Annotated in this window: 18 protein-coding genes and 1 riboswitch; of the genes, 10 read left to right on the forward strand and 8 right to left on the reverse strand. The window is 72.8% G+C overall.

Translation table 11 applies throughout. The features are described 5' to 3' along the window. Nucleotides 1–572 (reverse strand): superoxide dismutase (locus B086_RS0119130; RefSeq protein WP_018568040.1); only part of this gene is annotated, 572 nt, incomplete at its 3' end. 126 nt (nucleotides 573–698) lie between these two features. On the opposite strand from B086_RS0119130, the gene B086_RS0119135 reads away from it, so the two are divergent. Continuing rightward, the gene (locus B086_RS0119135; RefSeq protein ID WP_051115869.1) at nucleotides 699–1,364 is read left to right on the forward strand and encodes a precorrin-8X methylmutase; all 666 of its coding nucleotides are present in this window, start codon (nucleotides 699–701) and stop codon (nucleotides 1,362–1,364) included. Between the two features lie 35 nt (nucleotides 1,365–1,399). On the opposite strand, the gene B086_RS0119140 is transcribed toward B086_RS0119135, so the two are convergent. From B086_RS0119140 to B086_RS0119155, 4 genes are all read right to left on the reverse strand, one after another. Next, a complete protein-coding gene (locus tag B086_RS0119140; RefSeq protein WP_018568042.1) occupies nucleotides 1,400–2,179 on the reverse strand; it encodes a cobalt-precorrin-6A reductase in 780 nt (259 codons plus the stop codon). Between the two features lie 72 nt (nucleotides 2,180–2,251). Then, entirely contained in the window at nucleotides 2,252–3,274 is a 1,023-nt protein-coding gene (locus B086_RS0119145; RefSeq protein ID WP_018568043.1) for an ABC transporter substrate-binding protein, read from the reverse strand. 12 nt (nucleotides 3,275–3,286) lie between these two features. Continuing rightward, nucleotides 3,287–4,054, reverse strand: coding sequence for an ABC transporter ATP-binding protein (locus B086_RS0119150; RefSeq protein ID WP_018568044.1), 768 nt, complete (start codon nucleotides 4,052–4,054; stop codon nucleotides 3,287–3,289). A gap of 2 nt (nucleotides 4,055–4,056) precedes the next feature. Next, entirely contained in the window at nucleotides 4,057–5,085 is a 1,029-nt protein-coding gene (locus B086_RS0119155) for a FecCD family ABC transporter permease (protein ID WP_389463933.1), read from the reverse strand. Between the two features lie 151 nt (nucleotides 5,086–5,236). Then, nucleotides 5,237–5,319, reverse strand: a riboswitch (cobalamin riboswitch). 160 nt (nucleotides 5,320–5,479) lie between these two features. On the opposite strand from B086_RS0119155, the gene B086_RS0119160 reads away from it, so the two are divergent. Continuing rightward, on the forward strand, nucleotides 5,480–5,815 hold the full coding sequence (locus tag B086_RS0119160; protein ID WP_026252569.1) for an antibiotic biosynthesis monooxygenase family protein: 336 nt from the start codon (nucleotides 5,480–5,482) through the stop codon (nucleotides 5,813–5,815). 19 nt (nucleotides 5,816–5,834) lie between these two features. Here B086_RS0119160 and B086_RS0119165 read toward each other — a convergent pair whose 3' ends face one another. After that, complete coding sequence (locus B086_RS0119165) at nucleotides 5,835–6,278, reverse strand: DUF7144 family membrane protein (RefSeq protein WP_018568047.1); 444 nt, start codon at nucleotides 6,276–6,278, stop codon at nucleotides 5,835–5,837. A 432-nt stretch (nucleotides 6,279–6,710) separates the two neighbouring features. Between B086_RS0119165 and B086_RS0119170 the strand changes: the two genes are divergently transcribed. The 5 genes from B086_RS0119170 to B086_RS0119190 are packed head-to-tail and all read left to right on the forward strand — an operon-like array spanning nucleotide 6,711 to nucleotide 14,370. Next, nucleotides 6,711–8,051 carry a sugar phosphate nucleotidyltransferase gene (locus B086_RS0119170; RefSeq protein WP_018568048.1) on the forward strand — a complete coding sequence of 447 codons (1,341 nt, stop codon included), beginning with the start codon at nucleotides 6,711–6,713 and terminating at the stop codon, nucleotides 8,049–8,051. Between the two features lie 34 nt (nucleotides 8,052–8,085). Then, on the forward strand, nucleotides 8,086–8,802 hold the full coding sequence (locus B086_RS0119175; protein ID WP_018568049.1) for an SDR family oxidoreductase: 717 nt from the start codon (nucleotides 8,086–8,088) through the stop codon (nucleotides 8,800–8,802). Between the two features lie 57 nt (nucleotides 8,803–8,859). Then, nucleotides 8,860–10,965: a glycogen debranching protein GlgX gene (gene glgX / locus B086_RS0119180; protein WP_018568050.1), complete on the forward strand. Its 2,106-nt coding sequence runs from the start codon at nucleotides 8,860–8,862 to the stop codon at nucleotides 10,963–10,965. Continuing rightward, on the forward strand, nucleotides 10,962–13,124 hold the full coding sequence (locus tag B086_RS0119185; protein ID WP_018568051.1) for an AGE family epimerase/isomerase: 2,163 nt from the start codon (nucleotides 10,962–10,964) through the stop codon (nucleotides 13,122–13,124). The genes glgX and B086_RS0119185 overlap by 4 nt, the downstream gene beginning before the upstream one ends. A gap of 43 nt (nucleotides 13,125–13,167) precedes the next feature. Next, nucleotides 13,168–14,370, forward strand: a complete 1,203-nt coding sequence (locus B086_RS0119190; RefSeq protein ID WP_018568052.1) for an IS701 family transposase — start codon at nucleotides 13,168–13,170, stop codon at nucleotides 14,368–14,370. A 109-nt stretch (nucleotides 14,371–14,479) separates the two neighbouring features. Here the strand turns inward: B086_RS0119190 and B086_RS0119195 are convergent, their stop codons facing one another. Continuing rightward, on the reverse strand, nucleotides 14,480–16,252 hold the full coding sequence (locus B086_RS0119195) for an ABC transporter family substrate-binding protein (RefSeq protein ID WP_234029336.1): 1,773 nt from the start codon (nucleotides 16,250–16,252) through the stop codon (nucleotides 14,480–14,482). Between the two features lie 133 nt (nucleotides 16,253–16,385). On the opposite strand from B086_RS0119195, the gene B086_RS0119200 reads away from it, so the two are divergent. From B086_RS0119200 to B086_RS40275, 3 genes are read left to right on the forward strand one after another with little or no spacing between them, the layout of a single operon-like run. Continuing rightward, nucleotides 16,386–17,366 carry an ABC transporter permease gene (locus B086_RS0119200; RefSeq protein ID WP_018568054.1) on the forward strand — a complete coding sequence of 327 codons (981 nt, stop codon included), beginning with the start codon at nucleotides 16,386–16,388 and terminating at the stop codon, nucleotides 17,364–17,366. Further along, complete coding sequence (locus B086_RS0119205) at nucleotides 17,363–18,205, forward strand: ABC transporter permease (protein WP_018568055.1); 843 nt, start codon at nucleotides 17,363–17,365, stop codon at nucleotides 18,203–18,205. Before B086_RS0119200 ends, B086_RS0119205 begins: the two co-directional genes overlap by 4 nt. Further along, the gene (locus B086_RS40275; protein ID WP_018568056.1) at nucleotides 18,202–20,256 is read left to right on the forward strand and encodes an ABC transporter ATP-binding protein; all 2,055 of its coding nucleotides are present in this window, start codon (nucleotides 18,202–18,204) and stop codon (nucleotides 20,254–20,256) included. Before B086_RS0119205 ends, B086_RS40275 begins: the two co-directional genes overlap by 4 nt. Nucleotides 20,257–20,272: 16 nt before the next feature. On the opposite strand, the gene glgA is transcribed toward B086_RS40275, so the two are convergent. Further along, nucleotides 20,273–21,457, reverse strand: a complete 1,185-nt coding sequence (glgA, locus tag B086_RS0119215; RefSeq protein ID WP_018568057.1) for a glycogen synthase — start codon at nucleotides 21,455–21,457, stop codon at nucleotides 20,273–20,275. Nucleotides 21,458–21,719 lie beyond the last annotated feature (262 nt).

Raw genomic sequence — 21,719 nt, forward strand, 5'->3', positions numbered from 1 at the left:
TTGACGACGGCCCACATGGCGTCGATGAAGTCGACCTTCTGGTTCTTGTACTGGAGGTAGAAGGCGTGCTCCCAGGCGTCGAAGACGAGGACGGGGGTGGAGCCCTGTCCGACGTTGCCCTGGTGGTCGTAGACCTGTTCGACGACGAGGCGGCCGCTGAGGGGTTCGTAGGCCAGGANGCCCCAGCCGGAGCCCTGGGTGGTGGCCGCGGCCTTGGTGAGCTGGGCCTTGAACCCGGCGAAGGAGCCGAAGGACTCGGTGATCGCGTCGGCCAGCTCGCCCACGCCGTCCTGGGCCAGCGGCTCGCCGCCGCCGTCGCCCGTCATGTTCTGCCAGTAGATCGAGTGCAGGATGTGCCCGGAGAGATGGAAGGCCAGGTTCTTCTCCAGGCCGTTGATCGAGCCCCAGGTCTCCTTGTCCCGCGCCTCGGCGAGCTGCTCCAGCGTGTCGTTGGCGCCCTTCACATAGGCCGCGTGGTGCTTGTCGTGGTGCAGCTCGATGATCTCGGGGCTGATGACCGGCGCGAGCGCCGAGTAGTCGTACGGCAGTTCAGGCAGCGTGTAGATCGGCATGTCCAACGCCCTTCGCGTTATTGCGAACAATGTGCATCTGCACGCTAACAGCAGAAGGGGCGGGGTGCCGATCATGCCTTGGACCTAGGTCCGGCGACGGGGGACGGCGTCGGTATGCTCGCCGCGATGTCCAGCGACAAGAACACCCCGGCGCCCCGCTCCCCCCGGCACGTCTACGAGAAGGACGGCGCGGCCATCTACCGCCAGTCCTTCACCACCATCCGCGCCGAGGCGGACCTGACCGGTCTGCCCGCCGACGTCGCCCAGGTGGCGGTCCGGATGATCCACGCCTGCGGGATGACCGACCTCGTCCGGGACATCGCGTACTCGCCCGGCGTGGTGGCCCGCGCGCGCGAGGCGCTGCGCGCCGGGGCGCCCGTCCTGTGCGACGTGCGGATGGTGGCCAGCGGCATCACCCGCGCCCGGCTGCCCGCGGACAACGAGGTGCTGTGCACCCTCTCCGACCCGGCCGTGCCCGCGCTCGCCGCCGAGCTGGGCACCACGCGCAGCGCCGCCGCGCTGGAGCTGTGGCGGGAGCGGCTGGCGGGTTCCGTGGTCGTGGTCGGCAACGCGCCCACGGCCCTGTTCCGGCTGCTGGAGCTGGTCGAGGAGGGCGCGGGACGGCCCGCCGCCGTCATCGGGGTGCCGGTGGGGTTCGTCGGGGCCGCCGAGTCCAAGGAGGCGCTGGCCGCGCATCCGTCGGGCCTGGAGCATCTGGTGGTGCGCGGGCGCCGGGGCGGCAGCGCCATCGCCGCCGCCGCGGTCAACGCGATCGCGAGCGAGACCGAGTGACCTGCCCCTGACCGGCTACGGGCGTGCCGCCGCGCTCAGCGGCCGGTGCCCGTGTCACCGCCGCGGCCTGCGGCACGGGCGGACAGCTCCCCGATCCAGCGGGCGGCCTCCTCCGGTCCCGGCACGGCCGGGACGCCCTCGGGCGCGGCCGGGCGCCGGACGACGACCACCGGCAGACCGGCCTCGCGGGCGGCCGTGAGCTTGGGCGCGGTGGCCGCTCCCCCGCTGTCCTTCGTCACGACGACGTCGACGCGGTGGCGGCGCAGCAGGGCGCGCTCCCCTTCCAGGGTGAAGGGCCCGCGGTCGAGCAGGACGTCCATGCGCTTCGGGTGCGGGGGCTCGGGCGCGTCGACGGAGCGCACGAGGAACCACAGGTCGTCCAGGTGCGCGAAGGCCGCGAGGCCCAGCCGTCCGGTGGTGAGGAACACCCGCCGGCCGAGCGCGGGCAGCAGTGCCGCCGCCGCCTCCAGCGAGGCGGCGTCGTGCCAGCGGTCGCCCGCGCCGGGACTCCAGCCGGGGCGGCGCAGCGCGAGCAGGGGGACGGCGGCGTCGGCCGCGGCACGGGCGGCGTGGCGGCTGATCGTCCCGGCGAAGGGGTGGGTGGCGTCGACGAGCGCGCCGACCGCGTGCGCGCGCAGCCAGGCCGTCAGCCCCCCGGGCCCGCCGAAGCCGCCGAGGCGGACCTCGCCCGGCGGCAGCCGGGGCGCGGCGACCCGCCCGGCCAGGGAGCTGGTCGTGCGCACCCCGGGGGTGCCGTGCAGCAGTTCGGCCAGGCGGCGGGCCTCGGCGGTGCCGCCGAGGATCAGTACGTGCATGGCGTCGCAGGTTACCGGCCGCCCGGGGCCCGGTCCGCCGCACGGCACCCCGGTCCTCTCAGCACGGCCGCGTCACGACTTCTGCGCCACGGTCCGCAGGTACGCGCCGAGCCGGGCCACGGCGGACGGGATGCGCGGGCTCTCCACCAGGTCGACGTAGTCGAGGACGAAGATCCGCCGGTTCTTCACGGCGGACACGTCGCGCAGCGGGGCGTAGGAGAGCAGGAACTTCTTCTTCTGCTCGGCGCTGACGTCGCCGTAGTCGCAGATGACGATGACGTCGGGGTCGCGGTCGACGACGCTCTCCCAGCCGACGGTGGTCCAGGAGTCCGCGGCGTCGTGCATGACGTTGACGCCGCCGGCCTCGGTGATGATCTGTTCCGGCGCGGCGTAGCGGCCCGCGGTGAACGGCTGGTCCTGGCCGCTGTCGTAGAGGAAGACCTTGGGCCTGGCGGCGCCCTGCGGGGCCTTGGCGCGGACGTCGGCGATCTGCTTCTTGTACTCGGCGATCAGCTTCGCCGCGCGCTGTTCGACGCCGAAGAGCCGGCCGAGGTTGGTGAGGTCGGCGTAGAGGGCGTCGAGCGGCGGCATGATGCCGCGGGAGGTCTTGGACCGGCCGTTGTGGCAGGACTCGGTGAGGACGTAGGAGGGGATGCCGAGTTTCTTCAGGGAGTCGGGGGTGAAGCCGCCGTCCTCGCGGAAGCCGTAGTTCCAGCCGGCGAAGACGAGGTCGGCGCGGGCGTCGAGGACGTTCTCCTTGGTGAGCTGGTTCTTGGAGAGCCACTTCACCTTGCGGTAGGCGTCCTGGTAGGGCACGGCGTCCAGGTCGCCCTTGTCGTCGGGCATGGCGTAGCCGGCCATGCGGTCCTCCAGGCCGAGGGCGAACATCAGCTCGGTGATGCCGACGTCGTTGGTGACGACGCGCTCGGGCACCTTGTCGTAGGTGACGGGCGTACCGCAGTTGGTGAGGGTGACGGCCGTGGCGGACGCGGAGGCCCCGGCGGCCGGGGCCTTCTCGACGTGGGCGCCGCAGCCGGTGGCGGTGGCGGTGAGCGCCGCGGCGAGGCACAGGGCGGCGGCGGGCAGGGTGCGCATGGGCGGGGGTCCTCAGGTGGTGGGCGGGAGCAGGTCGAACAGGAGCTGGACGGCGCCGGTCTCGGGGTGCCGCACACGGTGGGCGCGCACCCCGAACACCTCGGCGAGCAGGCCGGGGCGCAGGATGTCGTGGGGTGGCCCGTCGGCGACGATCCGGCCCCGGGAGATCACGTAGAGGACGTCGCAGTGGGCGGCGGCGAGGTTGAGGTCGTGGAGCGCGGCCAGCACGGTCAGGCCGCTTTCCCTGACCTGGGCGAGCAGGTCGAGCTGGTGGGCGATGTCGAGGTGGTTGGTGGGTTCGTCCAGGACCAGCACCCGGGGCTGCTGGGCGAGGGCGCGGGCCATCAGGACGCGCTGCCGTTCGCCGCCGGACAGGGCGAGGAAGCCGCGGTCGGCGAGGTCCGCGACGCCGGTGCGGGCCATGGCGTGCGCGCAGATCTCGCGGTCGCCCGCGGCGGTGCGGTCGCGGTGCGGGGTGCGGCCCATGGCGACGACCTCGGCCACCGTGTAGTCGAACTCGGCACTGGACTCCTGGGGCAGGGCGGCCAGTACACGCGCGGCGGCCGGCGGGCTCATCGCGTGCAGGTCCTCGCCGTCGATCCGTACGGTGCCCGAGGCGGGACGCAGCGCCCGGTACACGGTGCGCAGCAGGGTCGACTTGCCGCTGCCGTTGGGTCCGACGAGCCCGACGAACGCCCCGTCCGGCGCGGTGAGCCGGATGTCCTCGACCAGCCGGACACCGGTGGCCTCGACCGTCACGTCCTCGATGTCGACACGCATGCTCAGCGGCCTCCGAACGCGTAGCCGCCCCGCCGCATCAGCAGCAGGAACACGGGGACCCCGACCACGGCGGTGATCACTCCGACGGGGAGTTCGGCGGGGGCCAGCAGCAGCCGGGAGACCACGTCGGCCCAGACGAGCAGGACGGCTCCGGCCAGCGGTGCGACCACCAGCACCCTGCGGTGGTCGGCGCCGACCACCATGCGCACCACGTGCGGCACCATGAGGCCGACGAAGCCGATGGCGCCGCTGACGGCGACCACGGTCCCGGTGACGGCCGCGGTGACCACGAAGATCTCCCGGCGCAGCCGGCCGGGCGGGACGCCGAGCGCCGCCGCGGTCTCGTCGCCCATGGCCAGGGCGTTGAGCGCCTCGGCCCGCGCCCGCAACCAGAGCCAGCCGGCCATGACGGTGCCCGCGGCCAGCGGCACCTGCGCCCAGGTGGCGCCGCCGAGGCTCCCCAGCAGCCACATCACGGCGGAGCGGGCCGCCTCGCCCCGGGCCGCGCCGAACACCATGACCATGGTGATCGCCTCGAAGCCGTACGCCAGGGCGGTTCCGGTCAGGACCAGCCGCAGCGGGGCGAGTCCGCGCGGTGAGCGGGCGACCGCGTAGACCAGGACCATGGCCGCCAGCGCGGAGCCGAAGGCGGACACCGACAGGGCCCAGACGCCGAGCCCGGCGAACGCGCCGAGCAGGATCACGGCGTTGGCGCCCACCGCCGCGCCCGAGGAGATGCCCAGCACGAACGGGTCGGCCAGCGCGTTGCGGACCATGGCCTGGACGGCGACGCCGACCGTGGCGAGTCCGGCGCCCACGATCGCGCCGAGCACGACGCGCGGCAGCCGGATCTCCCAGACGATGGTGTACGCGGCGGCGTCCCGGGCGGGCACGGTGCCGCCGGTGAGGCCGGCCCACAGATGGCGGAAGACGTCGGGCCAGGTGACCTGTGCGGCGCCGAGGCCGACGCCGCACACCAGGGAGACGATCAGGAGCAGCCCGAGGCCGAGGGCGAGCGGGGGCAGGGGTATCCGGCCGGGGGTCGTCCTTCGGCGCACGGTGCGGGCCGTCCTTCGGCTGGGCCGCCTGCCGGACGTCGAGCAGGAGACAGCCCTGCGGCCGAACGGCCGCGGCCCCCCTCTCACAGTCCGCGGCGAGCAGTCATCGGGTCGCGCCACCCCCGGGCGATCGGGCTCGCGCGGCGGACCGCGAGGCCGTCGCGCACACCGTTGCGGGTCAGCGCCGGACTCTCACCGGACTTCCCCCGCGGGAGGCGAGGGGAGCCTAACAAAGGCAGCGAGGCGCTCCGGCAGCCGCCCCGGCCGGAGCCGCGGCCGACGCCCGTGCCGCGGACCGCGGCTCCGATCGGGCGAATGCGGCGCGCCGGGCGACAACCCGGCAGGCGGTAAGGGGAGACGTACTGGCATGACTGTTACCGTGCAGGTCGACACCGGGCGTCCCGTGGCGACCCTCATCAACGTCTTCACCGTCTCCCCCGACCGCCAGGACGAGCTGATCGCGCTGCTCGCCCGCGCCACCGAGGACACGATGCGGCACCAGCCCGGCTTCCTCCACGCGAACTTCCACGCCTCGCTCGACGGCCAACGCGTCGTCAACTACTGCCAGTGGGAGACCGAGGAACACTACCGGGCCATGCTCGCCAACCCCGAGGCCCGCTTCCACATGGACCAGGCCGCGAAGATCGCCACGGATGTGCAGCCGCGCCTCTTCCAGGTCCGCTCGGCGCACTCGGCGGGCTGAGGGCCACGGAGGGGTGACGTCATCCGTGCGCGGTGTCCGGCTCGTAGACCGCCAGGGCCCAGATGACGAACACGTCGATCGCCATCATGATCACGGACCAGACGGGCGCGTGCGGCAGGAAGAGGAACTGCGCCACCAGGCCCAGTGAGGCGAGCACGATGCCGATGGCGCGGGCCCAGGCCGACCCGGCGAGGATGCCGCAGCCCGCGAGGGCGGCGACGGCACCGAGGATCACCAGGAGCCAGCCCCAGCCGGTGAGGCTGAACTCGTAGATGTAGTCGCCCACTTGGGCGTACACATCGTTCTTGGCGATCGCCGCGATGCCCTGGAGGATCGCCAGGACGCCGTTGAGCAGCAGCAGGATGCCCGCGAAGGCGGCGCCTCCGGCGGCCCAGGCGGCGCGGCGGTCCGGGGGCGGTCCGTAGCCGCCCCCGGTCGGGGCGGAGTGGGGCTGGGCGGTCATGGTCGCGCTCCGTTCTCGGGGGGCGGGGCGGGTCCGGCCACGGTGTCCCGGGGCGTCCCGCACTCCTTCACGCCACTGCCACCCTCGCCCGGCATCCGCCCCCCGCACGAGCGGATGTAGCCCGTTGGAGGGAACGCCGCCCGGGGCGGGCTGGATGGGCCGAACGGGCGAGACGGGTGCGCGGGGCGCCCAGGCGGCGGCCGGGGGCGACACGGCCGGGACCCCCGGGACGCGGCCCGCGCCGGGCCCGCGCCGGGAAACCGGTCGTCGGACCGCTTGTCGCCGGGGCTTGTGGCGCAGCCGCCGCCCCACGCGTCGATTGACTGGTGACCATCGCTCCAACCTGCGCACATGACAGGTCACTTGACTTGATATGACACACGCTGTTGAATCTGATTCATCGACAAGTCGGCCTGGAGGGCGGAACACGCGATGGGGGACGACAGCACGGTCGGCATCATCCTGGCCGGTGGGCGGGGCGAACGGGCGAAGCCCATCACCCTCCAGTCCGCCGACTACATCCGCAGCAAGGCACTCATCCCGTTCGCCGGCAGGCCGCTCATCGAGTGGATCGTCGAGGCCTGCCGCGATCAGGGCATACGCCGTTTCTACGTAGTGGCGCAGGGGGTGGAGAACCGCAGCCAGATCAAGCTGGTGCTCGGGCACGGCGAGCGCTACGGAGTGGAGATCGACTACTCCCGGGCCCGCTTCGACCCGTACAACGTGGGCTCCGGCGCGGCCACCCTGCACAATCTGGAGCAGTGGAACCTCACGGGCACCGCGCTCGTCCTCCCCGTCGACTCGCTCTTCGAGTTCTCGCTGGACAAGCTGCTCGCCGCCCAGCGCGACTCCGACGCGGTGGTCACCGTGGCCGCCGTCTCCCGCACCCCCGAGGAGATCGCCGGCAAGTACGGCGTCATGCGCACCACCGCCGAGCGCCTGGTGTGCGGCTTCCTGGAGAAGCCCCGACTCCCCGTCATCGAGCGGGAGTTCCCCGAGATCACCCAGCCGCAGGGACCGCGCACCCTGGCCACCAACGCCGGGATGTACCTCATCGACTGCGCCCGGCTCCGGCTCGCCGCGCGCACCCCCGAACTCATCCGGCTCGCCCAGCAGCGCCTGGACTGGGGCAACGACCTGCTGCCGCGCCTGGTCGGCCTCGGCCACCGGGTGGCCGTCGAACCCATCGCGCGCCTGGGCGACCTCGGCAACATCCGCGACTACCTGGGCACCATCGGCGACGCGCTCGGCGGCCTCTACCCGCAGCTGGACCGCGCCCTGGGCACCCCGGCCAGCACCGAGCCCCGGTACTGGATCCACGAGTCCAGCCTGCGCTCCAAGGACCACATCACCGGCACCACGCTCGCCCAGAAGATCGCCGAGGGCAGTGTCGTCATCGGTCCCGGCGTGCGCATCGGCCGGCACGTCGAGATCGGCGCGGGCGTGCGGCTGCGCGGCACGGACGTCGGCGACGGCGTCGACCTGCACGAGGGCGCCCAGGTCGAGGGCAGCGTGCTCGGGGACTCCGCCGTCATCGGCGCGTACGCGCACATCAGCGACTCCTACGTCGGCCCGATGGTGCAGGTGCGCTCCGACGCCCGCACCCCGGTACGCCTCGAAGCCCTCTCCGCCGTGGGCGACGGCGCCCAACTCTGGTCGGGCACGCGCCTGTCGGGCGTCAGCGTCTATCCGCGGCTGCGCGTGCCGGCCGTCTCGGGAGTGCCCAGCGGCACCCAGCTCACCAGCTCGGACGACATCTTGCGGTGGGTGTGAACCACACCCACCGCTCCCCCTCAGGAGAGCCCACGTGAACACTGCCATCGCCGTGATCGGCGGCACCGGCCGGGTCGGCCGGATCGTCACCCGCAAGCTCCTCGACCGCGGGGAGAGCGTCCGGGTCATCGGCCGCAGCAAACAGCGCGCCCAGCGCCATCTGCCGCCCCGTGCACAGTTCTTCCTCGGTGACGTCCGCGACCCCGGGTCCCTGACCGTCCCGCTGCGCGACTGCTCGGCCGTCGTCTACACCGTGGAGCCCGGCACCGACACCACCGGACCCGACAGCCCGCGGAGCACCCTGCACTCCGGGGTGCTCAACACCCTGGACGCGCTGCTGCGCCAGGACGGTTTCGGACGCGCCCAGTTCGTGCTGGTCAGCCAGCGGCACGTGACCCGCCCCGAGCATCCGATGAACGCCTACGGGCGGATGCTCGACTGGCGGCTGGCCGGGGAGAACGCGGTCCGCGCCTCCGGCCTCGACTACACGATCGTGCGTCCCGGCTGGCTGACCGACCGCTCCGAGCTGGCCGACGACGGCCGCGTGCACCTGGAGCAGGGCGACCGCAGGGACGGCTACGTCGCCCTCCAGGACGTCGCCGAGGCCTGCGTCCAGGCCCTGTACTGCCCGTCCGCCAAGGGACTCACCTTCGAGATGCGGGGCGGCGCGGGCAGCGCCCCCGGCGACTGGGAGGAACTGTTCGCCGGGCTCAGCGTGGACGAGAGCGCCCCGCTGCGCGCCCTGGCCTGAGCCCGCTCACCGACCCGGCCCCCGTACGCCCCACCTGTCACGAAAACGGAGACCACCATGACCGAGGCGCCGCAGATCTCCGCGGGACGTCCCCAGCCTCTGGGTTCCACCGTCGTCGACGGCGGAGTGAACTTCTCCGTCTTCTCGGAACACGCCACCCGTGTCGACCTGCTGCTCTTCGACAAGTGCGACGACCCGCAGCCCTCACGGACCATCCACCTGCACCCGGACAAGCACCGCAGCTTCCACTTCTGGCACTGCCATGTCGCCGGGATCGGCGCCGGACAGGTCTACGCGTACCGGATGGACGGGCCGCGCGACACCAAGCGCACCGGCGCCCGCTTCGACCACCGCAAGGTGCTGCTCGACCCGTACGCCCGCGCCAACATCAACTCCCGCTGGAACCGCACCCTCGCGATCGGCCTCCAGGACAACGTCGAGACGTGCATGCGCAGCCTGGTCGTCGATCTGGACGACTACGACTGGGAGGGCGACCAGCCGCTGCGCACGCCGATGGAGGACACGGTCATCTACGAGATGCACGTGCGCGGTCTGACGGCGTCGCCCACGTCACGGGCGGCCGCCCCGGGGACGTTCTCCGCGGTCGTCGAGAAGATCCCGCACCTCAAGCGCCTCGGAGTGACGGCCGTGGAGCTGCTGCCCGTCTTCGACTTCGACGAGACGCACGTCCTGCGCACCGGGCCGGACGGCACCCCGCTGCACAACTACTGGGGCTACGACCCGTACGGCTTCTTCGCGCCGCACACCGGCTACTGCACCTCGCCCCATCTGAACACCCACATAGCGGAGTTCAGGGACATGGTGAAGGCGCTGCACCGGGCCGGCATCGAGGTGATCCTCGACGTCGTCTTCAACCACACCAGCGAGGGCAACGAGTTCGGCCCGACCATCAGCTTCCGCGGCCAGGCCAACGAGGCGTACTACCACCTGTGGCCGCAGGACCGCACCCACTACATGGACTTCACCGGGTGCGGCAACGCGGTCAACGCCAACCACCCCTTCGTCGCCAAGTTCATCATCGAGTCCCTGGAGTACTGGGTCACCGAGCACCACATCGACGGCTTCCGCTTCGACCTCGCCTCCGAGCTGTCGCGCGGCGACCAGGGCTACGAGATGGCGGTGCCGCCGGTGCTGTGGGCGATCGAGCTGTCCAAGGTGCTCGCCGAGACGAAGATCATCGCCGAGCCGTGGGACGGCGGCGGCCTCTACCAGGTGGGCCGCTTCCCCGGGAAGCGCTGGGCCCAGTGGAACGGCCCGTTCCGTGACGACGTACGACGCTTCGTGCGCGGCGACGCCGGGGTCGTCGGCGACCTCGCCAAGCGGCTCGGCGGCTCCGAGGACCTGTTCGGACCGCAGAAGGAACTGCCCACCAACAGCATCAACTTCGTCACCTGCCACGACGGCTTCACCCTCAACGACCTGGTGAGCTACGACCACAAGCACAACTACGCCAACGGAGAGGCCGACACCGACGGCGCGGGCGAGAACTACAGCTGGAACTGCGGGGCCGAGGGCCCCAGCGACGACCCCGAGGTGGAGCGCCTGCGGGTGCGGCAGATCAAGAACCTGCTGTCCGTGCTGATGCTCAGCAGGGGCGTGCCGATGCTGCTCGCGGGCGACGAGTTCCGCAACAGCCAAAGCGGCAACAACAACGCGTACTGCCAGGACAACCCGACGTCCTGGCTCGACTGGGACCAGGCCGAGAAGGAGGAGGAGACCTTCGCGTTCGTGCGGCGGCTGATCGGGCTGCGCCGCCGCTACCGCACCTTCCGCGCGCCCCACTTCTACACCGGGCGGCTCAACTCCCGCCAGCTGCCGGACATCACCTGGCACGGCACCCGGCTGGAGCAGCCCGGCTGGGAGGACACCAACGCCCGCGTCCTGGCCTGCACGCTCGGCGGGTTCGACGGCGATCCCGACCTGCATCTCATCCTGAACATGTACCACTTGGGCCTTGACTTCGAACTGCCGCTCATTCGCGGCCACCGCTGGCACCGCGTCCTGGACACCGCCCAGGCCGGCCCGCGCGACCTGCTTCCGGCCGGCCATGAGGAGCCCCACGACGACCACACCTTCCATGCCCACGGCCGCAGCGTCGTGCTGCTCGCGGCCCTGTCTGACGCGAAGGACTATCCCCGATGAGTGGATCCGCAGCACGTCGCCGCACGTTCTCCGACACGCTCGCCGGTTACGTCACCTACTTCAGCCCCACCGGCCGCCGGTTCGGTCTGCGCACCTCGGACGACCGTGAGTTCACCGTCCACCTGCCCCGCAACGTCGCCTCGCGCATCGTGCGCAACCTCGGCGACCCCTACCGCGACACCACCGAAGCCACCCTGGACATGCTCGCCGAGGGCCGCTACGTCTTCGCGTACGGCATCTGCTACGAGTGGGAGAACGGCGAGCGGTTCGAGGCCAAGGAGATCACCTTCCCCGAGGAGCACCGCGGCGCCTATGTCTTCGAGCACCCGGCGTGGTGGGTGCAGCAGGCCGCGGCCATCGCCGACTTCTATCTGCGCGGCCACTTCCCCGACGGCGTCTGCGACTGGCGCAGGTTCCGCACCAACCTGACCCTGCACGGCACGCATCTGCCCGACTTCGACGGCGCGGACGTGCGCCAGGAGACCGACACCATCTCCCGGCTGGTCTACGGCCTGTCGACCGCCTACCTGCTGACCGGCGAGGACCGGTTCCTGGACGCGGCCGAGTCGGGCACGGAGTATCTGCGCGAGCACATGCGGGTCGCCGACGCCCGGGACGGGTTCGCCTACTGGTACCACGGCATCGACGTCACCCCGGGCGGCCAGCGCAAGGTCTACGCCTCGGAGTTCGGCGACGACGTCGACGCGATCCCGATGTACGAGCAGATCTACGCGCTCGCCGGTCCGACCCAGACGTACCGGATCACCGGCGACCCGCGGATCCTGGAGGACATCGACCGCACGGTCGCCCTGTTCGAGCAGTTCTTCCGGGACCGGGAGCAGGGCGGGTTCTTCTCGCACCTGGACCCGATCACGCTGGACCCGCACGCCGACGCGCTCGGGCCCAACCGGTCGCGCAAGAACTGGAACTCGATCGGCGACCACGCCCCGGCCTACCTGATCAACGCGTATCTGGCCACCGGGCGCGCGGACTTCGCGCGGCTGCTGGAGGAGACCGCCGACACCATCGTCGAGCACTTCCCCGACGAGCCGCACAGCCCGTTCGTGCAGGAGCGGTTCCACGCCGACTGGTCGCCCGACCGCACCTGGGGCTGGCAGCAGGACCGGGCCGTCGTCGGTCACAACCTCAAGATCGCCTGGAACCTGACCCGGATCAAGGCCCTGTTCGACAAGGACAGTTACGGGGCGCTCGCCGAGCGCATCGGCCAGATCATGCCCGCGGTCGGCAGCGACCAGCTGCGCGGCGGCTGGTACGACGTGGTCGAGCGCAAGGCCGACCCGGACAGCGGGATGCACCGCATGGTGTGGCACGACCGCAAGGCGTGGTGGCAGCAGGAGCAGGCGATCCTCGCCTATCTGATCCTGGCCGGCACCACCAGCGACCCGGAGCACCTGCGCCTGGCCCGTGAGGCCGCCTCGTTCCACAACGCCTTCTTCCTCGACAACGACGACGGCGGCGTGTACTTCAACGTGCAGGCCAACGGCATCCCGTACCTGCTCGGCACCGAGCGCCTCAAGGGCAGCCACTCCATGGCCGGCTACCACTCGCTGGAGCTGTGCTACCTGGCCGCGACCTACACCGGTCTGCTCATCACCAACGACACGCTCACCCTGCACTTCCGGCCGCGCCCGGACGATCTGCCCGAGCGGGTCCTGCGGGTCGCGCCCGATCTGCTGCCCGCCGGGTCGGTGGAGCTGACCGGGGTGTGGGTGGACGGCGTCCCGCACCACAACTTCGACGCCAAGGAGCTGACCGTCCGGCTGCCCGAGGGCGCCGAACCGGTGCGGGTGCGCGTCGAGCTGGAGGCCGCGCAGATGCGGCTGCGGATGCGCACCGAGTTCGACGGCGACACCGCGCACGTGCGCTGCTCGGGCGTCATCGACACCGCGGAGCTGGAGAAGTTCCGCCGCATCCTGGCCGAGGTGATGGCCGCCGAGCCGCAGCGCGTGGAGTTCCACCTGTGCGAGGTCACCGCGATGAGCCGGCCCGCCATCAACGAACTCCTCTTCCAGCGCACCAAGGCCGGGCTCGACGCCCACTTCGTCATCGTCGGCTGCGCCCTGCCCGACGTCGCGGACGCCCTGCTCGCCACCGACGCCTTCCTCCTGGAGGGCGGGGACGCGTGCGCCCATGACTGAATCGCCGACCATCCGACCTGTTCCGCACCACCCCGGGAGCACTGTGTCCTCTCCGACTCCCCTCGATGCGCCCGCCGCCCTGTCCTTCCAGGCGTACTGCGGCGATCTCTTCCGTGAACTGGCCCGCTCCGACCAGCGGCGCTGGGGCGAGGTCTATCTGCGCGGGCTGCTGTCCGTGCCGGGCCGCAAGACGCCCACCCGGATCTCCGAGCACGTGCTCGGGCGGCCCGCCGTGCAGCAGCTCCAGCAGTTCGTGCACCAGAGCCCGTGGGAGTGCGCCCCGGTGCGGCGCCAGACGGCGCTGCGCCTGGCCAACGCGTTCGCCGTGGACGCCTGGTCGGTGGACGAGGTCGTCTTCGTCAAGAACGGCGACCGCTCGGTGGGCGTGGCCCGGCAGTACGCCCCGTCCCAGGAGCGCACCGTCAACTGCCAGCTCGCCTGCGCCGTCTCGCTGGTCGGCGCCGGCGGTGGGCTGCCGGTGAACTGGCGGCTGCTGCTCCCGCCCCGCTGGGACCGGGACGAGCAGTTACGCCGGGCCGCGCACCTGCCCGCGCACGAGCAGTCCAGGCCGCGCTGGCGCTATGTGCTGGAGGCCGTCGACGAGATGACCGAGGAGTGGCTGCTGGACCCGCGGCCGGTGCTCGCCGACTGGCGCCACGAGTCCGAGACCGATCCGCTGCTGAGCGGTCTGGAGGCGCGGGGCCTCGGCTATCTCGTCCAGGTCTCCCCGCGTACCGCCGTCACCATGCCGCGCCCGCACTCGGCGCTGCCCGCGGTGCGCGGCACGGTCGCCGACCTGGCCGCGCACGTGGCCCGGCGCACCGAGCGCACCCCGGTGAGCTGGCAGGACCGCACGAGCGAGCGCCGGTACCGCACGCAGTTCCTGTCCACGCCCGCGCTGCTGTGCGGGCGGCCGGCCACCGGCCGGACCGCGCCCGCGCACCGGGCGGGACCGCGCCATCTGGTCACGGACTGGCCGTTCGGGCGGCCCGAGCCGCGCGCGTACTGGCTGACGAACCTGCCGGCCCGGCGGCTGGCGGAGGCGCTGCCGCTGGCGCAGCTGCGCTCCCTGGCCGGTACGGGCCTGCGGCGGCTGCACGAGGACTTCGGGCTCGGTGACTTCGAGGGCCGTTCGTTCCGCGGCTGGCACCACCATGTGACGCTGGCGTCGGCCGCGCTCGGCTACGCGTCGCTGCGGGCGGCGGCGCCGCGGCCCGCGCGGGTGCTCAGCGGCTCCGCCGTCTGAGCGGGCCGGGCGGTCCGGGCGGTCCGGGCGGTCCGCGAGCGCTGCTCCGCGCGGCACACAGCCCCTGTCCGGTGGCGGTCCGACCGCCACCGGACAGGCGTGCGCGGAGCTACGGCGTCGCTCGCGGCGCCGGGGACGCCGCCGCCGTCCCGGTGCGGGCGGCCGTCTTCGCCCCGGCCCCCGAGCGGCTTCTGGCCCAGCCGACCTTGGTCCAGTCGATGTCGCCGAGTCCGGGGATCCCGTAGTTGGCCAGGCCCGCGCGGACCGCCATCAGCTGCGGGCGCTGGTACAGCTCGATGTCATGGCCGAGGCGCCAGATCTCGGCGTCCGCCCGGTTGTACAGCTCGGTGGCGCGCCGGGTGTCGAGGGTGCCGGCGGCCTGGCGCAGCAGGGTGTCGACGGTGGCGTCTCCGACCCTGCCGTAGTTGAGCAACGAGGCCCCGTCGTGCGGCTGTTCGTAGATCGACAGGACGCCGCTCGGGTAGGTGAGGCCGACGAAGCGGAACATGGCCAGGTCGAAGTTGCCGTGGTTCAGGTACTTCGCGGTGTAGTCGTTCGCGGGCACCTTGACGATGTCGACCTTGATTCCGGCCTGGCCGAGCATCGACTGGACGAGCTGCGAGAGGTCGAGGCCGAGGCGGGTGGTGGCCGTGCTGACGACGAACCGGAGCCGCAGCGTCCTGCCGTTCTTGGTGCGCGGCTCGCCCGGCCCGTGCTGCTTCCAGCCGGCCCGGTCCAGGATGCGGCGGGCCTCGGCGAGGTCGTGGGTGCCCCAGATGGCGGAGTGGTCGGCGTAGCCGGGCTGGTTGACCATGAAGATGTGGTTGCCGAGCAGCGGGACGCCCACCGGCAGTCCCTTGGCGGCGACGTCCGCGAGCGCCTGCCGGTCGACGGCCCGCTGGACGGCGTGCCGGACGTCGATGTCGGTCAGCGGCCCGGCGGCGCCGTTCAGCGCCACATGCACCTCGTCCCAGGAGGAGCCGATCCGGATCTCGCTGTCCCCGGCGTCCTTCAGCTGCGCGTAGTCCTCGGCGGTACCGGCGTTGACGGCGTCGATCTCGCCGTTGCGGTAGGCCTGGAGGGCGGCGCCGGGCAGCAGGGTGCGCAGCACGATCCTGTCGAGCCGGGGCCGGGTGCCCCACCACGCGGGGTCGCGCACGACGGTGGCGGTCTCGGTGGTGTCGTCGAGCGAGGCGACCTTGAACGGTCCGGCGCTGACCGGGATCCGGTCGACCCAGCCCTGGTTGAACCGGTCGGGGGTGTCGATGGCGGAGGCCGGGTACAGCGGGGTGAACAGCCGCTGCCAGTCGGTGTAGGGGGTGCGGAAGACGACCTTCACCTCGTGCGCGCCGTCGCCGCCCGCGCCCGCGCTCACCGAGGCGATCTGGTCGTAGCCGGTCGGGTCGGCGATGTGGTAGCGGCTGTCGCCGCGGCCGATGGCCCGCCACTGGGCGGCGAAGTCCGCCGCTCCCACGGGCCGCCCGTCGGACCAGCGGGCCTCGGGGTTGAGCCGGTAGAGCACCGTCTGCGGCGAGGTGTCGGTGATCTTCGCCGACAGGAGGTAGTCGGTGTCGGGGTGCGGTACCCCCCTGGCGTCGCGCCGGAAGAGGCCGGGCTCCACGAGCTGGGCGAGCTGTGAGACGCCGTCGGTGGCGCCGTCGACCTGGTGGTAGTTGAGCTGGGTGGGCCAGGCGGAGATGCCGAGGGTGAGCGTTCCGCCGTCACGCAGTCCGGTCACGGGTGCGGCGCCGATGCTCTGGGAGCCGTAGGCCGCCGCCGCGGAGCGCTGTCCGTCGGGCGGGCCGCCGGATCCGCTGCATCCCGCGAGCACGGTCGTCACGAGCAGTCCGAGAACGGCTCCGATGCTGCGTAATCGGCTCACATGTCCCCCCTGGACAAGGCAAAAGATCACCAAAAGATGCGAACTGACCTACGAATAGAGCGCGTTGAATCTACCATCGACGTGTATCGCGCTCATGAACCGTGACCGCCGCCCGCCCCCACCGAGGAGACTCATGGCCGGCCGTGCGCTCTGGCGCATCACCCACAGCGCGGCCCTCCTCCTCGTCTCGGTTCTCGTGTCGTACGTGGTGGCCTCGGCCGCGCTCAGTCCGCGCGCCCACTTCGAGAACCGCACCCCCCGCCCGCCCGCCTCGGCGGTCGACCACCAGCTCGCCGCGCTCGGCCTGGACGACAGCACTCCGGTCCTCCTCCGGTTCGGGCACTGGTCCTGGCGGGCGCTCCACGGCGACCTGGGGCGGACCATCGACGGGGAGCCGGTGAACGCGGAGTTCGGGCGGCGCGTCGGTGTCTCGGTGCGGCTGCTGCTGGCCGGGACGGTGGTGGGGACCGGGCTCGGGGTGCTCGCGGGCGTATGGGCCGCGGTCCGCAGGGGCCGCCTGCCCGACCGGGTACTGACGGTGTTCTCCTTCCTCGTCCTGTCCGTCCCCACGTTCGTGCTGGCACTGCTCCTCAAGGACGGCGCGCTCTCCTTCAACGACAGCGTCGGACACACGGTGATCCGTTACACCGGCGAGACGACGCCCGGCCACCGGGGCGCCTGGCCGTCCGGGCCGGCCGACCGGGCGTCCCATCTGGTGCTCCCGGCCGCCACGGTGGCGCTCGGCGCCATCGCCTCCTACAGCCGCTACCAACGGGCGGCGACCCTGGACGTGCTCGCCGCCGACCATCTGCGCACCGCGCAGGCCAAGGGCCTCACGCCCGGCCGGGCGCTGCTGCGCCACGGGCTGCGGGTGTCGCTGGTCCCGATGACGACGTTCTTCTCGTTCGGCTTCCTCGCCCTGTTCACCGGTTCGGTCTTCGCGGAGCAGATCTACTGCTGGCCGGGCGTCGGCAGCTGGTTCCTGGCGGCGGCGCAGGAGGGCGACGTCAACTCGGTCGTCGCGGTCTGCCTGTTCTCGGCCGTGACGGTGCTGCTCGCCGGGCTGCTCGCCGACGCGCTGCTGCTGGTGCTCGACCCGCGGGTGCGCCGGTGAGAATCCTCCCGTCGCGGCACGGGCCGGGCGCGCTGCTGGGCCTCGTACTGATCGCGCTGCTGTGCGCGTACGCGGCCGCCGGACCGTACGTGTCCCCGTCCTCGCCCACCGACATCGACTACGGGGCGCTCAGCGCGCCGCCGGGCGCCCGGCACTGGTTCGGCACCAACCGGATCGGCCAGGACGTGTTCGCGCAGACCGCGCGCGGGCTCCAGAAGTCGCTGCTGATCGGGCTGTTCGTCGCGCTGGCGGGCACGGCCTTCGCTGCGGTGGCCGGCACCTGCGCCGGGTACTTCGGCGGCTGGACCGACCGGGCCGTCACCTTCCTGGTGGACCTGTTCCTGGTGGTCCCGGGCTTTCTCGTGCTGGTCGTGGTGGCGCCCGCGCTGCGCGGGGCGGGCTGGGTGGCCTACGCGGGGGCGCTGGCCGCGCTCGGCTGGATGCTCACGGCGCGGGCGGTCCGCGCGACGGCGCTCTCGCTGCGCGAGCGGCCCTATGTGACGGCGGCCCGGCACATGGGCGTCCACCCCCTGCGCATCGTCCGCCGCCACATCCTGCCGCACATGACCTCGTTCCTGATCACCCATGGAACGATCGCCACGGCCGGGGCGGTGATCAGCGAGGCGGGCCTGTCGTACTTCGGCTTCGGCGTCCAGCCGCCCGACGTGTCCCTGGGCACGCTGATCGCCGACAGCACGGAGGTCGCGCTCACCTATCCGTGGATGTTCTTCTTCCCCACCGGCATGCTGCTCTGCTTCGTCCTGGCGGTGAACCTGGTCGGCGAGGGGCTGCGCGACGCGCTCGACCCGAGGACCGCCCGCACCGAGGTCCCGGCATGAGTACGGTGCTCGAACTGAGCGGGCTGCACGTGGAGTTCGGGCCGGGCCGCGCCGCCCTGCGCGGTGTCGACCTGGCCCTGGAGCGCGGCGAGGTGCTCGGCCTCGTCGGCGAGTCCGGCGCGGGCAAGACCCTCACCGCGCTCGCGGCGCTCGGGCTGCTGCCGCGCGAGGCGGCGGTGCGCGGTTCGGTGCGGCTGCTCGGCACCGAACTGGTCGGCCTCCCGGTGCGCGACCTGGCGCGGCTGCGCGGCCGGCGGATCGCCATGGTGTTCCAGGACCCGCTGGCCGCGTTCACCCCGGTGCACCGGATCGGCGACCAGATCGGCGAGGTGCTGCGCATCCACGAACGGCCGCGCCCCACCCGGCGCTCGGCACGGCGGCGGGCCGTGGAACTGCTCACCGGGCTGCGCGTGCCCGAGCCGGAGCGGGTGGCGCGCGCCTATCCGCACGAACTCTCCGGCGGGCTGCGCCAGCGCGCCATGATCGCGATGGCGGTCGCGGGCCGGCCGGACGTCATCGTCGCCGACGAACCGACCAGTTCCCTGGACGTCAGTGTGCAGGCGGAGATCCTGACCGCGCTCCAGGACGCGCGGGCGGCGACCGGTGCGGCGCTGCTGCTGGTCAGCCATGACCTCGGGGTGGTGGCGGGCGCCGCCGACCGGGTGGCGGTGATGTACGCGGGGCGGGTGGTGGAGACGGCTCCCACGCGCGAGCTGTTCGCCGCGCCCCGGATGCCGTACACCGTGGGGCTGCTCGCCGCGGCCCCGCGGCTGGACGCGGCCCACGCGCTGACCCAGATACCGGGGACGCCCCCGCCGCCGGGGGAAGCCGTCGCGGGCTGCGCGTTCGCGCCGCGCTGCCCGGTGGCCGCCCCCGAGTGCGCGCGCACCGCCCCCGGGCTCGAACCGCTCGTGGAACAACGTGGTTCGGCCACGCATCTGGTGGCCTGTCTGCGCCCGCGTGTCACGGCCTCGCGCGGCGCGGCGGACCTCTATCCCGCCTCGCCCCCGCCCCCGCCCCGGCCCCGCTCCGCCGTCCCGGCCCTGCGGGTCACCGCCCTGCGCGCCGACCACCGCTCCCACCGCGCGGTCCACCACGTCGATCTGGAGGTCCGGCGCAGCGAGACCGTCGCGCTGGTCGGTGAGTCCGGCGCGGGCAAGTCGACGACACTGGACCGGATCATCGCGCTCACCGCGCCCGAGTCGGGCCGCGTCGAGGTCCTGGGCCAGGACACGGCGGCTCTGACCCGGGCCGCGGCGCGGGGGCTGCGCGGCCGGGTGCAGCTCGTGCTCCAGGACTGCGCGGCGAGCCTGGACCCGCGGATGACCGTCGCGCGGATCGTCGCCGAGCCGATGGAGGCGCTGCGCACCCCGGCACCGCGGGTGGCCGCCCGCACCCGTGAGCTGCTGGCCCAGATGGAGCTGGACCCGGCGACCGCCGGACGCCGTCCGCACCAGCTCTCCGGGGGACAGCTCCAGCGGGTCGCCCTGGCCCGCGCGCTCGCAGTCCGTCCCGAACTGCTGCTGCTGGACGAGCCGGTGTCGGCGCTGGACGTGTCGGTGCAGGCCGGGATCATCGCCCTGCTGCGCCGGGTGACGGCGGCGCCGGGGAGTCCGGCGTGTCTGCTGGTCTCGCACGACCTCGCGGTCGTACGGCAGCTCGCGGACCGGGTGGTGGTGATGTACGGCGGGCGCACGGTGGAGTCCGGGACGGTCGGCGCGGTGTTCGACCGGCCCCGGCACCCCTACACCCGCGCGCTGCTGTCGGCCGTGCCCGCGCCCGTGCCGCGCGCGGGCCCCGGCCGGACCGGGGGACCGGAGCCGACGGGGCTGCCAGGGCCTGCGGCGGTGGACGCCGATGTGTCGGCCGGCTGCGCCTTCCGCGGCCGCTGCCCCGTCCACCGGCGGCTGCCGCCGGAGCACCGTCTGCTGTGCGAGCGCGATCTGCCCGCGCCCGCGGAGGACGGCGCGGCCTGCCACTTCCCGTACCCGGACGAGGGGGCGCCCCTCCACGGCCGTACGGCCTCGAAGGGGCGCCCCCCGGCGCAGTGAGCCGTGGTGGGGGCGCTCAACGCGCCGCCACGGCCTCCGCGTAGACCTCCATGGTGCGTTCGGCGGCCCGGTGCCACGAGAAGTGCTCCACGGCCCTCCGTCGGCCCGCGGCGCCGAACCGCCCGGCGCGCGCCGGGTCGGCGATCAGCTCGCCGATCGTGAGGCCGAGCTGCCCGGCGAACTTCTCCGGGTCGGCCGGTTCGCCGGTGGCGTCGGTCCTGGCCTCGAAGGGGACCAGCGTGCCGGTCTCCCCGTCGGCGACGACCTCGGGGATGCCTCCGACGGCCGACGCCACGACCGCCGTGCCGCAGGCCATCGCCTCCAGGTTCACGATGCCCATCGGCTCGTACACCGAGGGGCACACGAACACGGTGGCGTGGGTGAGCAGTTGGCGCACGGACGTGGCATCCAGCATCCCGTCGATACGGAACACCCCGTCGCGCACGGTGCGCAGTTCCTCGACGAGTGCCGCCACCTCGGCGGCGATGCGCGGGGTGTCCGGCTGTCCGCAGCACAGCACGAGCTGCGCCTCGGGCGGCAGGCCGAACGCGGCGCGCAGCAGGTGCGGCAGCCCCTTCTGCCGGGTGACGCGGCCGACGAACAGCACATAGGGCCGCTCGGGGTCGATGCCGTGCCGGTGCAGCGCGTCGGTGCGCGGGTCGGCGCGGTACGCGTCCGCGTCGATGCCGTTGTGGATGACCCGCACCCGGTCCGGCGAGACCTCCGGGTAGACCCGCAGGACGTCCTCGCGCATCGCCGCGGAGACGGCGACGACACGGTCGGCGGCGGTGACGGCCGTGCGCTCCATCCAGCTCGACAGCGCGTAGCCGCCCCCCAGTTGCTCGGCCTTCCAGGGCCGCAGCGGCTCCAGGCTGTGCATCGTCATGACATGGGCCGGCCCGTGCAGGGTCCGGGCGAGATGACCCGCCATGTTGGCGTACCAGGTGTGACTGTGCACGACTCCCGCACCGGCACAGTCCCGCGCCATGGCCAGGTCCGCGCCGAGGAACCCGAGGGCCGCGTCGGCCGCGGTGAGCCGGGTGTCGGTCGCGTAGGCCGTGACGCCGTTCTCCTGCCGGGGCTCCCCCAGGCAGCGCACTCGTACGTCCGTGAGCTCCCGCAGGCCGCGGGACAGCTCGGCCACGTGGACCCCCGCGCCGCCGTAGACGGCGGGCGGGTATTCGCGGGTGAGCAGGTCCACCCGGAGCGGGACCGGGCCATCAGCAGCAGGTGCCCTCAATGGTCGCCTCCTTGCTGATCGGTTCCGACCGTCCGGGTCCGGCCGTCTCGGCGAAGCAGCCGACGGCCGCGACTCCCCCCACGCACAGGACAAGGAGGAGTGACAAAAGACTCTTCCGCATCTCGTAGCCCCCCAATCGTCACGCTCTCAGTCGAGTTGACACCCTGAGTCAAGTCTGAGTCACTTTTTTAGTCAAGTAATAAGACAGCAAAGCCCGCTGGCC

Origin of the sequence: Streptomyces sp. PsTaAH-124 (assembly GCF_000373685.1) — a bacterium.
Lineage (GTDB): Bacteria > Actinomycetota > Actinomycetes > Streptomycetales > Streptomycetaceae > Streptomyces > Streptomyces andamanensis.